This is a genomic window from Clostridium tyrobutyricum DSM 2637 = ATCC 25755 = JCM 11008 (assembly GCF_000359585.1).
GTDB lineage: Bacteria > Bacillota > Clostridia > Clostridiales > Clostridiaceae > Clostridium_B > Clostridium_B tyrobutyricum.
In genome coordinates this window covers 106,273-118,402 of record NZ_APMH01000002.1, presented here as the reverse complement: position 1 = coordinate 118,402, position 12,130 = coordinate 106,273, and the positions used below count along the sequence as shown (strand labels likewise).

Genomic DNA, 12,130 nt, shown 5'->3' with positions numbered 1-12,130 from the left:
GACATAAAATATTATACCATGTTAGGCTGATATGTCAATACGAAATATAAATTTTTTTGTATATTAATATAAATTTTTTCTATATAATCGTCTATTTATGAAATTTATAATCAAAGTTAGAAGATAATCATATAAAAGGAACACTATTTGGAGTCCTAATATGATCCAATGCATTGAAAATCTAAAATTAAATACTCCGGGAAAAAATAATTTATAGATTAAAAGCAGCAATACTACGCATATATTCAAAAAAGCTAATTTGAGAATGATCTCAACAATTATCTTTTGTATTTTTTCTATATAGAATTTAACTATACCATATAGTCCGAAAAATAGTATATATGCTATTACGGTCATTTTAATTCCACATAGAAGCAATGAAAGCAGGGAAGTTGCAGCATATACTGCCAATGTATTTCTTACATTTGTAGTAATGATAGAAAGAGGTATTATAAAAGATGCTACTGCCAACAAACAGGTTTTATTTACTGGGATTATTCCACTTATATATACTAATATTACTCCAACAGCTGTAAACAGTCCGCCTTTGGCTATATATTGAGTTCTGTTTGAATTACTGGACATTTTTTACACCCCCGTTTTTAAAATTTAAGATTCAAAGTTTAAACTCAGTTGATTTTCTATTTGTGTCAATAATATTTGTTATTTGATATTTGTACTTTGATATTTAAAATATAAATCAGCATCCTCCAATGTCTCCACCTCCGCAGAGACAGTCAAGGCAGTATAAAGTTGCACATATATTACATATGTCAGAATTACCTCTTCTTGTATCATAATAAGGCTGTCTATATGTATTGTTCATACCCTGAAGGTTATTTAGCGCCTGTCTGTACTTGAAATTGTTTGGGTCTAGATTGCATGCTGTAGTTAAATTGTTGATAGCTTCATTGTACCAGCTCTTCTTCATATTCAGTATACCCATAAGATAGTTCCATTCAGCATCTCTTGTCCTACAGCTTGCAAGTTTTGATTCTGCACTTCTTAGATCCCCGCTATTTATATCAACTTCAATAGATTTATAGAGATCTGAATTTTCACCTGAATAAGTAGTATCACTGCTTTCATAGGAATTGTTTGAATAGCTTGTATTGGAGGAATTTTTCATAAGATAGTCATATGCTGCATTTATATCTCTCATTTTTTCCTCTGCAAGATTTTTCAAGGGATTGTTGCCATATTGGTCCGGGTGATATTTTTTTGCAAGTTGTCTGTATGCCTTTTTAATGTCTTCTTTAGATGCATTTTCATTTACGCCAAGCACCTCATATGGATTTTTCATTTTTATAGGCTCCTCTCTTAAAAACTTTATCCATTTTTTCTAAAAGTCCATATTGTAAAATATTATGGAGTAATTCTTGATTTTTTGATATAGGGAGTTTATTAAAGTAATTCATGCATGTAGATGCACAGCTTCCTAAGATAAAGTCTACTCTATTTTGTATTTCTACATAAAATTCACTATAATTTAGTTCATTTTTATTAAAGCAATAATTTAATACATTGAATTTCCCTTTTTCCATATCTTTTTTTAGATCATCCAGAGCATCTATTACATATATCCATTTTCCAAGATTATAGCCAAGTGCATATAAAGTTTCACTATTGCTATCTGTATAATTACATAGTGTAAAAGCTGTAATGTCAGAAAAAGGATGGCATATCTTATCAAATGAATTATTGTTTCTGGATGTCTCAATTTGTGTCAAATCATTTAAACCTTTTTTTATGTATTCCAAGTTTTTCTTAAAACTATCAGGAAGTTTATTTAGATATATTTTAAGCCAATGTGCCAAAAAGTTGCTCTTTATTGAGCTATCATCATGAACATCATCTAAAAGTTTATAGTAAGTGAAGGCAATATTATAAAAAGCAGCATATTCTAAAGCAGATGTACTTTTTAATATGGTCTTCTTCCTGGTAGGATGAAACAAGCACAACTGTCTTTTATATACAATTTTATCTTTAGACAGACTATCAAGCAATATGGCAAGGAATGTCATATCATAATTTAATGCTATTCTAGGCAGATTCCCAATATTGTTTTTTATTGCTCTGCATAAACCACAGTAGTATGCTTTGAATTTTTCATAGTCTCGTACTTTAAGTTCAGAAATACACGGCGTAACATAACCAAACATAAATGTCTACCTCTCATGCTTTAAAATTTCATATATAGTATCTGAAGTTGTATCATCCATTGTATAGCCAAGAAGATTTACTATTTCAGAAAGTTCATCGTCTGATTTTGTCTCAATCTCTATATAGGGAAAAGGGCAAAACGATGTATCATTTATGTCTATTTCTATGAGACTATTTTTATATTTATAACTTTCCCTGCTCTTTTTTATGGATTGTTGAAGTTTAAGTCCTAGAGATTCGAATATCTTTTTTCCAACTTCTCCATTAGATATCTTAATTTCATTTTCATCCATTACTTTATATTTGTCCTGACTTATAATCTTCTTTGTAGTCATATAGTACTCGGTTGAATTATTGAGTATATTTTCCACTATTCTTATTCTAGCATAACCTCCATGGTTTATTAAACGTTTATCTTCAAAATCATATATATTGTTTATTTGATTCTCCATTTTAACTTTTGATGCATTTGCAGATTTTAATATGCTTTTTATATTTTTAACATCAATTTTAATTATTCTGGTTTCAAATTCCCGCATTATATCAACTACCTTTAAAATTATTGTTATTTTGAATTATATCATATATTTATCATAAAAATAAATTAATCCCGATACTTAGTATTGGGATTAATTTTGTAAAATATAAGTTTTTATTATTTTAGTTAAATGGGGTTTAACTAAATAAGCTAGTTTAGTGAATTAGCTGAGCCTAATACGTTGTCTATTTTACCCTCTACAACTTGTTGTATATAGTCTCTTCCTGCTCCTAAATATTTTCTTGGATCAAATACTTCAGGACTATCTCCAAATGTTTTTCTTACGGCAGCAGTCATAGCTAATCTTAAATCAGTATCCATGTTTATTTTACATACAGCCATGGATGAAGCTTTTCTAAGCATATCAACAGGTATACCCTTTGCATTTGCTATATTTCCACCATATTTGTTACAAGTAGCAACAGCTTCTGGGTCAACAGCTGAAGCTCCATGAAGAACTATTGGGAAATCAGGTAATTTTTCCTGTACCTGTTCTAGTATATCAAATCTTAAGGATGGTTTAAAGTCTGGTGGAAATTTAAATGCTCCGTGGGATGTTCCAATAGCTATTGCCAATGAATCGATTCCTGTTTTTCCTACAAAGTCTACAGCTTGGTCTGGATCAGTATAGATGTGTTCAGCTGCAGATACATCATCTTCAACTCCTGCTAAAACTCCAAGTTCTGCTTCTACTACTACTCCATGAGCATGAGCATAATCTACTACTTCTTTTGTTTTTGCTACATTTTCATCATAATCAAAATGTGATCCGTCAAACATAACTGATGTAAATCCATTTTCTACACATAATTTAACAGTATCCAAATCAGGACCATGATCCAAATGTAGAGCCAGGTCTATTCCAGTTTCCTCAACTGCAGTTTTAACCATTGCCTGTAAGTATTTTGGGCCAGCATATTTTATTGCACCTGATGAACATTGTACTATAACAGCTGAATTTTTAGCCTTTGCACCGTTAACAACTCCCTGAAGTATTTCTAAGTTGTTGATATTGAAAGCACCTATAGAGTATTTTCCTGCATAAGCTTTTTTGAACATTTCTTTTGTAGTGACTAGTGCCATTTTTATTCCACCCTTCGAAAATTTTATTTTAAAAAATATATATTGTATATTCATCCCTCGTGGGGCAACATAAGTCCCACTGGGACTCTAATGTTAATCTACAATTATATTATAATCCATAAGGATATTATTTTCTATAGTTTAATTATAAATTATTTTATGGGCTTTGTGAACAGTATAATTATTTTAAAAAATGTTTTGTAAACTTAATCTTTCCATATCACTTATGCTATTAATTATGTTTCTTATGGAGTTTATGGATACAAGGGCTTCTTCCTTATTTTTGAATCTTATATGTTGACTCAATTCTGAAAGTTCAAGGTTTATATCGTCTATTTCATTGTTGTTTGTAAACAGAGTCATCTTATTTGAATATTTGTTCCAATTAATTTTGAACTGTTTCAAGAAGTCATCGGCCTTATCAAAGGAATTTGAGTCTAGTGATTTTTCTATCTGGTTGCTGGAATAAATAAGTTTAGAGTCTATAATTTTTAAATAATGTACAGAAAACACTATAAACAATACCATTATTATAAATATAGAGATAGAGGTTATAGAACTTTTCAATTTATCATCTCCCATTCTGTAAAATTTTAATTTCGGGTATTTTTTCTTTGGTAAAAAAATTTGCCTTTGGAATCCATCATTGCTATTAGGATTTCCCTAGGAGAATTGATATTATTTTTTTTAAGCATATTTCCAAGCCAATTTTTATTCCTATTTATCTTGTGTAAATTTTCAAAATTTATTTTACCATCTAATATTAGTGTTGTGGGTAATTTATCCTGGGTAGTTTTAATCTGAAGATCTTCTTTGGTAACTGGCTCCATATTTGTCTTTGGTATTATTGAAATCTTTCCACTTGTTTCAAGAACTGCATATTCTACATCTGATATATTGTAATAACCTTGAAGTCTCAATTCTTCCAGTAGGTCATTTAAATTGAATTTTTCCTTTGAAAGGGCCTCAAAGTTCAAATTTCCCTTATTTATAAGTATGCTTGGTTTTCCACTGAAGATTAATCTGACAGTTTCACTTTTTAGTTCTAAAATAGCAAAGAGAACTTGAAGAAATAAAAGTGTGATTATAGGAATTATACCTCTCATTAAAGAAATTCTTGTATCCTGCATTGGTAAAGACGCAAGTTCAGATATCATAATAGCTATTACCAGTTCAAAAGGCTCCATCTCCCCTATTTGTTTTTTGCCCATAAGCCTCATGGAAATTACTACAATTATATATAGTAATATTGCTCTAAAAAGTACGATAAGCACAAAAATCACCTCTGTAATTATGTTTTGCATTAATGCTAAAAATATAAGTAAAATTAGAACAATTATATATAAATATGACGTATAATATTAGTACAGAACAAATTCAAGAAGGTGGTAAAGTGAGCGAATTGAGATCTGAAATAATATGCAGCAGCAAATCCAGCAAGATTATGGTAAATAGATCCTATGAGATAACATTGCAGTTTGTATTAATTAAAGCTGTTTATGATGTGTTTAAAAATTCAAAATTGACTATAGAACATTCCTTAGGTAGGGGTGTATTTGGTGAAATAAGCAAGAATACACCGTTAAATGAATTGGATGTAATGAAGATAAAAAATAGAATGAAGGAAATAATAGATAAGGACATACCTATAAATAAAATAAAAGTTGGCAAGAATGAAGCTATGGGCATTTTCACAAAATATAATATGATTGATAAGGTAAATTTGTTAAATGATTTAGATGTAGCTTATTTATATTTATATGAATTAGATGGCACATATGATTATTTTTATGGAAATACAGCTGAATCCACGGGTAAAGTACAATTATTTGATCTTGTATATTATAATTCAGGATTTTTGCTTATATATCCTGATGGAAACAATAGTGTAGCCATACCAAAGCTTGAGGACTATAAAAAACTTAATAATATATTTCGAGAAACAAAACAATGGCTTAATTTGCTTGGGATATCCAATACAGGTAGTTTGAACGATAAAATTAAGAATAATGATATCTCTTATATAGTTGGAGTATCGGAGGCCCTTCACGAGAAAAAAGTTGCCAGTATTGCGGATATGATACACGAAAATAAGTCAGTAAAGGTTGTATTAATAGCAGGACCAAGTTCCTCTGGAAAGACTACTTTTTCAAAGAGGCTGGCCATTCAGCTTGGAGTAAATGGATATTCTACTTTGCCAATATCTCTAGACGACTATTTTTTGGACAGGCAATATACCCCTAAAGATGAAAATGGCAATTATGATTTTGAATCTATAAATTCATTGGACCTTAAATTGTTTAATAGAGATTTAAGCATTCTTATGGAGGGAAAGGAAGTACAGCTTCCCACTTTTGATTTTAAAACTGGAACAAAGAAGTGGAATGGGAAAAAAGTTTCTCTGCCTGAGAATGGATTGATTGTTATAGAGGGAATCCATGGGTTAAATGAAAAATTAACTTCATCCATACCTAAAGAAAATAAATTTAAGATATATATAAGTGCCCTTACTCAATTAAACTTAGACAATCATACTAGAATATCTACTACGGATGTGAGAATAATAAGAAGGATAGTAAGAGACCACCTGTTCAGGGGATATAGTGCAGAAGATACGTTGAAAATGTGGCCATCAGTAAAAAGAGGAGAAGAAAAGAATATATTTGTGTTTCAAGAAAATGCAGATGTTATGTTTAATTCTACATTAGTATATGAATTATGTGTTTTAAAAAAATATGCTTTAAAGGAACTAAGGAAAATCAAAAAGAGCAGCAGTGTCTACTGTGAAGCTGTTAGGCTGATAAATTTTCTTAAATTTTTTAAAAATTTAGATGGAAAATATGTGCCTGAAAATTCGATACTCAGGGAATTTATAGGTGGAAGCTGCTTTTATAACTAAAAGAGGGGATAATATGAGAGAATACAGTGTTTTTGATATTTTAGGTCCTATAATGATAGGTCCATCCAGTTCTCATACAGCAGGAGCGGCAAGACTTGGAAAAGTTGCACGAACCATAGCTGATGGAAAAATTTCAGCAGTAGAGTTTTATCTTCATGGTTCATTTGCCAAAACCTATAAGGGACATGGAACAGATAAAGCTTTGGTTGCAGGAATACTTGGAATGAATCCATGGGATGAAAACTTGAGAAATTCAATGAGTATAGCAAAGGAAAAGGGTATAGACATTAAATTCATAGAAACTGATCTAGGAAATGTACATCCAAATACAGTGAAATTTGTCATAACTAAAGAGGATGGAAATAAAACAGAGCTAGTTGGTTCTTCAATTGGTGGAGGAAATATAGTTATAAACGAGATAAACGGAAATAAGGTGGAATTTACAGGAAATTACCCTACTATAGTCATAAGGCATTATGATATGCCTGGAATGATAAAAAAAGTATGTGATGTGCTATATAAAAATGATATAAATATAGCTTTTATGAGAGTTTACAGGACCAGTGGAAAAGGCTCCAATGCATTTATGGTTTTGGAAGTAGATAATGTGGTTCCTGAAAATCTAATACAATGTATAAACGAAATTCCACATATAAAAGATGCTATAGCGATAAATCCTGTAAAAGAGGAGGAATAACATGGTTAATTATGGTAGTGAACTTATAGATGTATGTAAAAAAAACCATATTAAGATATGGGAATATGCACTTCAGGAAGAGGCAAGATCATTTGAAATTGACGAATACAAAGTTTTTGAAAGCATGAGAAAAAATTTGAAGGTCATGCAGCAATCTTCTGAATATGGATTAAATAAGAGTTTGAAGTCTGTAAGCGGTCTTATAGGAGGGGATGCATACAGGTTAAATACTTATTTGAAAAAATCAGATACATTAACTGGAGAGTTTATGGTAAAAGCCATGGCAAGGGCAATTTCATCTTCTGAAGTAAACGCAGCTATGGGAAAGATAGTTGCTGCACCTACAGCCGGTTCCTGTGGAATTTTACCTGCAGTTATAATAAGTGCAGGGGAGAAACTCGATAAAAGCGAAGATGATCTGGTTAGGGCTCTTTTTACTTCAAGCTGTATTGGGGTTTTGATAGCTAAAAATGCGACTCTTGCTGGAGCAGAAGGGGGATGTCAGGCTGAATGTGGTTCAGCAGCTGCCATGGCTTCTGCAGCTGTAGTTGAAATGATGGGTGGAACTCCGGAAATGTGCCTTAGTGCAGCAGCTATAGTTATAAAAAATATACTTGGATTGGTTTGTGATCCTGTAGCAGGTCTTGTGGAAATACCATGTGCCAAAAGAAATGTTTCAGGAGCTGTAAGTGCACTTACTACTGCAGATATGGTAATGGCAGGTGTATATAGCAAGATTCCCTTTGATGATGCAGTTTCGGCTTTATATGAGGTAGGCAGGCACATGCCATGTGAACTCAGGGAAACTGCAATGGGAGGACTTGCAGTAACAAAAACAGGATTAAAGTTGAAAGAAGAAGTATTAGGAGATTAAGAAAACTTAATCTCCTTTGTTTTTTAATCTTGATTTTGTTTTACTTTAAAACCTTCTTCCCTCCATTTTGTCTTTGAAATTTTTGTCTTTTCTAAACTGGAGTGTTTATCATTTTCTATTAAACTGTACTGATAGAATGTTTCCTGGCTATCAAGGGGTTTTTTGCCTCTTTTATCTATTCTTGAATAAGTTCCATCATTATTTAATTGTTTTGCCCCTAATGTGTCCTTTAAGTAAATTCTTAAAGTGCGTTTGATCTTTTCTTTAATCTCTATATTTTCAATTGGAAATAGAAGTTCCACTCTTCTGTCAAGGTTTCTATTCATCCAATCTGCACTGGAGAGATATATGAGTTCCTCACCTTCATTGTAGAAATAAAATATTCTACTGTGCTCGAGAAATCTTCCAACTATACTGATTACAGTTATATTGTCACTTATTTGAGGAATTTTTGGCTTGAGGCAGCAAATCCCCCGTACAATCAATTGAATTTTAACTCCTGCAGAGGATGCCTTATACAGGTTTTGAATTATTTCTTTGTCTACAATTGAATTCATCTTGGCGACTATTTTTGCAGGCTTGCCAATTTTTGCATTTTTAGTCTCCTGATCTATTAGGTATAAAAATCTTTCTCTTAAATTTAGTGGAGCTATGCACAATTTTTTCAAATCTTTTGGAATGGATCTTCCACTTAGCATATTGAATATCATGGAAGCATCTTCACCATAGTATGGATTCGAAGATAAAAGACCTATATCCGTATATATTTTTGCTGTTACATCATTATAATTTCCCGTACCCATGTGAACATATCTTTTTATACCATTTTTTTCTCTCCTGACTATAAGGAGAAGTTTGCAGTGGGTTTTAAGGCCTACAAGTCCATAAATTACATGGCATCCAGCTTCTTCAAGTTGTTTTGCCCAGTTTATGTTATTCTCTTCATCAAATCGTGCCTTTAATTCCACCAGAACTGTAACCTGTTTTTTATTTTCAACAGCAGCAATTAAGGCTTTTATTATAGGAGAATTGCCACTTACCCTGTACAATGTCTGTTTTATGGCAAGTACAGAAGGATCTTTGGCAGATTGTCTCACGAGATTTACAATTGGGTCGAATGATTCATAAGGGTGCTGCAGAAGTATATCTTTTTTTGATATAGTGTCGAATATATCTTCATCATCAATATACTTTAAAGGATTATATGGTTTTATAGGTTTGTAACATAAACGCTCATATTCTTTGTTGTTGATTAATTTATTTAGAAAAGACAGATCAAGGGGAGTATTTATTTTATACTCCTGTTCTTTTGTTATTTCAAGTTCCTTTTCAAGAATACTTAAAATATCGCTATCCATTCCATGTTCTACTTCAAGCCTTACTGCTGCACCCCATTTACGCTGTTTTATAGACTCTTCTATGGCTTCCAGCAGATCCTCGGCGCCTTCTTCATCCAAGGTTAAGTCTGCATTTCGTGTAATCCTATAGCAACCTGAAGCCAGTATTTTTGAAGTACCAAATAGTGAAGAAAGATTTAATTTCAGTATATCTTCCAGCATTATTATATTTAGGCCAGAATCCGAAGGTATTTTTATTATTCTATCAAGTACTGAAGGTACTTCCACTGTAGCAAAGGTCTTTTCATCGTTTTCTTCTATTATTAAACCTATATTCAAGCTTTTGTTCAAAATTAATGGAAATGAAGTGCTTCTATCTATTAACATTGGAGTTATTACAGGAAAAATATTTTTATAGTAATAATCATGAATATAGTCAAGTTGTTCTCGATTTAAATCTTTTATAGTCAAAAAATTTATATTTTCCCTTCCAAGAGCTATCTTAAGGGAACGGTTAAAATAGTTGCACTGGCTGTTTACCAATTTGGCAGTACTTTTGCATATTTCGCTCAGTTGCTGTTTTGGAGTCATTCCCGAAGGATCAGTTTTAGTAAATCCTACTTTTATCTGATCTAGAAGAGAACCTACTCTAACCATAAAAAATTCATCTAAATTTGAACTGGTAATAGCTATAAATCTAAGCCTTTCAAAAAGTGGATGATTTGTATTCCTGCATTCTTCAAGAACCCTCTTGTTAAATTCTATCCAGCTTAATTCTCTATTTATAAAATTTTCGTGCCGCTTAAATTTATTCATGTTAGGTCCTCCTTTATATTATGGGTTTGACGCCTAGAACTTCCTCAAAGAAATTGGCTCTTTTGTTAAAATTCCATTCTTCAAGACCTAAATCATCATTTGAAGTAATATTAAAATAAAGCATATTATTTTTTAGAACAAGCTTTATGCTCTGAATTTTTTGTAGATGAGATACATCAAGCGCTTCTGATAATTTTAATATGGCGGATAACATTGAAACAACCATTTTATCCCTATAGCTTAGAATGAAATAATTATAATGGTTATCATCAGGTATAGTACTGGAATGATATCTTGTTATATTTGCAATTATAAGAAGTTCCCTGTCCGAAAATCCCATTATATCTTGAGAACTTATTATATTATAGGATTGATTTTCATGATCTACTATATCTATAAAGCTTCCTATGTCATGCAGTTTGCTTGCAATTTGCAAGTATAGACGTTCTCTAGGGCCTAATTTATGTATTTTGGGAGTCTGATCGAATATGGACATGGATATCTTTTCTACATAGTCTGCATGGACTTTATCTATTTTATATTTATCTGATAAATACAATGTTGAACTTAATATATCATTTAGTGAAAACTGTCTTCTTTGAAAATGAAAAATGTTATCAGCCAGATCCAGAATTACACCCAATCTTAAATTTATATTAGGTGTATATATTACTTTGGATTCCGTCATATTTAGAAAACTATAGAATATTAATATAGTAGGTATTAAAAGATCTATTTTTTTCTTGCTTAGACCATATTTGAATCTAATCTGGTCGCTGCTCATATCTTTGAGTTTATTATATAGGTCATTAAAGTTTTTTCTGGATATGGTATTTCTAGGAATACTATTCTTATTTTCTATTCCAATTAATTTTATTATAGAGGTAAGTTCTCCTCCCAAGGCTATAAAATTTTTAATAGTCATATTACCAATATTTGACTTTGACCAGTAGAGTTTGCTGTCTATATATTGTTCCATCAAATCTATAAAATTGGCATTTGTATGCTGTAGGCCTTCAAGAAGTTCACTTAGCCTCAATGAACCTATTTGAGCATGCTCTGTAAATTTCAGTTTTCCGTTCTTAAAAATTGATGCTTCTACAGCTCCTGTTGTTATATTTGTAACCAAACTTGTTTTCATATCAAAAAGGTCTGTATTTGCTGTATTATATCTAAGAGCTTTCATAATATAAAATCGTTCTTGTGATATATTTATACTTTCAACTTCAATTCCAGTTCTCAAGTGAATTTGTTCCAGTATGTACTGTTTGTTTTCAGCTTCTCTGATTCCACTGGTAGAAACAGCTTTATAATTCTTTATTTTGTATTCTTTCATTAGAAGTGCAAAGCTCTTTAAGATATTACAGGTCTCATGAATGGTTTCTACAGAAATCCGCCCATGTGAAAAAGTATCTTTTCCTATTTTTACAGGTTTTATTATATCATCAAGTATACTTATGTCACTATTGTTGTTTATATCTGCAATCATCATTCTCAAATAGTTTGAACCTACATCTATAGATGCTGCTGTTTGGCTGGAACCATTGTTTATCATATGTATCACCCTATTTATTAGTATTGTAATCCATATTTAAATTATACAGTATTTTTTCAAGTAACAAACTTAAATTAACGATATATTAACATTTAGTTGCTTTTTTTAATAAGTATTAGTAAAATCATTTATAATATAGTAGCTATTAAACTTATTATACAGGGAGTG

12 protein-coding genes are annotated in these 12,130 nt (G+C 31.2%); 3 read left to right on the top strand and 9 right to left on the bottom strand.

Features of this window, described 5'->3' with window-relative positions; genetic code table 11:
- Positions 1-63 precede the first annotated feature (63 nt).
- The 7 genes from J418_RS0101670 to J418_RS0101640 all read right to left on the bottom strand — a co-directional run bounded on the left by J418_RS0101670 (position 64) and on the right by J418_RS0101640 (position 5,058).
- Complete coding sequence (locus J418_RS0101670) at positions 64-585, bottom strand: hypothetical protein (protein WP_017753107.1); 522 nt, start codon at positions 583-585, stop codon at positions 64-66.
- A 115-nt stretch (positions 586-700) separates the two neighbouring features.
- Complete coding sequence (locus J418_RS0101665; protein WP_017894671.1) at positions 701-1,303, bottom strand: J domain-containing protein; 603 nt, start codon at positions 1,301-1,303, stop codon at positions 701-703.
- Positions 1,287-2,162, bottom strand: coding sequence for a DUF5685 family protein (locus J418_RS0101660; RefSeq protein WP_017894670.1), 876 nt, complete (start codon positions 2,160-2,162; stop codon positions 1,287-1,289). The genes J418_RS0101665 and J418_RS0101660 overlap by 17 nt, the downstream gene beginning before the upstream one ends.
- A gap of 6 nt (positions 2,163-2,168) precedes the next feature.
- Positions 2,169-2,702: a class IV adenylate cyclase gene (locus tag J418_RS0101655; RefSeq protein WP_017894669.1), complete on the bottom strand. Its 534-nt coding sequence runs from the start codon at positions 2,700-2,702 to the stop codon at positions 2,169-2,171.
- Positions 2,703-2,851: 149 nt separating this feature from the next.
- Positions 2,852-3,784, bottom strand: coding sequence for a class II fructose-1,6-bisphosphate aldolase (gene fba, locus J418_RS0101650; RefSeq protein ID WP_017753111.1), 933 nt, complete (start codon positions 3,782-3,784; stop codon positions 2,852-2,854).
- A gap of 186 nt (positions 3,785-3,970) precedes the next feature.
- Positions 3,971-4,351, bottom strand: a complete 381-nt coding sequence (locus J418_RS0101645; RefSeq protein ID WP_017894668.1) for a DUF4363 family protein — start codon at positions 4,349-4,351, stop codon at positions 3,971-3,973.
- Positions 4,352-4,377: 26 nt separating this feature from the next.
- Positions 4,378-5,058, bottom strand: coding sequence for a YetF domain-containing protein (locus J418_RS0101640; protein ID WP_017894667.1), 681 nt, complete (start codon positions 5,056-5,058; stop codon positions 4,378-4,380).
- Between the two features lie 74 nt (positions 5,059-5,132).
- Here J418_RS0101640 and J418_RS0101635 point away from each other — a divergent pair, with 74 nt between their 5' ends.
- Genes J418_RS0101635 through sdaAA form a run of 3 tightly spaced genes read left to right on the top strand, consistent with a single transcriptional unit; the run spans position 5,133 to position 8,254 of the window.
- On the top strand, positions 5,133-6,683 hold the full coding sequence (locus J418_RS0101635; RefSeq protein ID WP_412778456.1) for a nucleoside kinase: 1,551 nt from the start codon (positions 5,133-5,135) through the stop codon (positions 6,681-6,683).
- A 13-nt stretch (positions 6,684-6,696) separates the two neighbouring features.
- Positions 6,697-7,380 (top strand): L-serine ammonia-lyase, iron-sulfur-dependent subunit beta, encoded by a 684-nt coding sequence (gene sdaAB / locus J418_RS0101630; RefSeq protein ID WP_023625212.1) that lies wholly within the window; start codon positions 6,697-6,699, stop codon positions 7,378-7,380.
- A gap of 1 nt (position 7,381) precedes the next feature.
- Entirely contained in the window at positions 7,382-8,254 is an 873-nt protein-coding gene (sdaAA, locus tag J418_RS0101625) for an L-serine ammonia-lyase, iron-sulfur-dependent, subunit alpha (RefSeq protein ID WP_017894665.1), read from the top strand.
- Between the two features lie 23 nt (positions 8,255-8,277).
- Here sdaAA and J418_RS0101620 read toward each other — a convergent pair whose 3' ends face one another.
- The gene (locus J418_RS0101620) at positions 8,278-10,407 is read right to left on the bottom strand and encodes an RNA degradosome polyphosphate kinase (protein WP_017894664.1); all 2,130 of its coding nucleotides are present in this window, start codon (positions 10,405-10,407) and stop codon (positions 8,278-8,280) included.
- Between the two features lie 13 nt (positions 10,408-10,420).
- The gene (locus J418_RS0101615; protein ID WP_017894663.1) at positions 10,421-11,962 is read right to left on the bottom strand and encodes a Ppx/GppA phosphatase family protein; all 1,542 of its coding nucleotides are present in this window, start codon (positions 11,960-11,962) and stop codon (positions 10,421-10,423) included.
- Positions 11,963-12,130 lie beyond the last annotated feature (168 nt).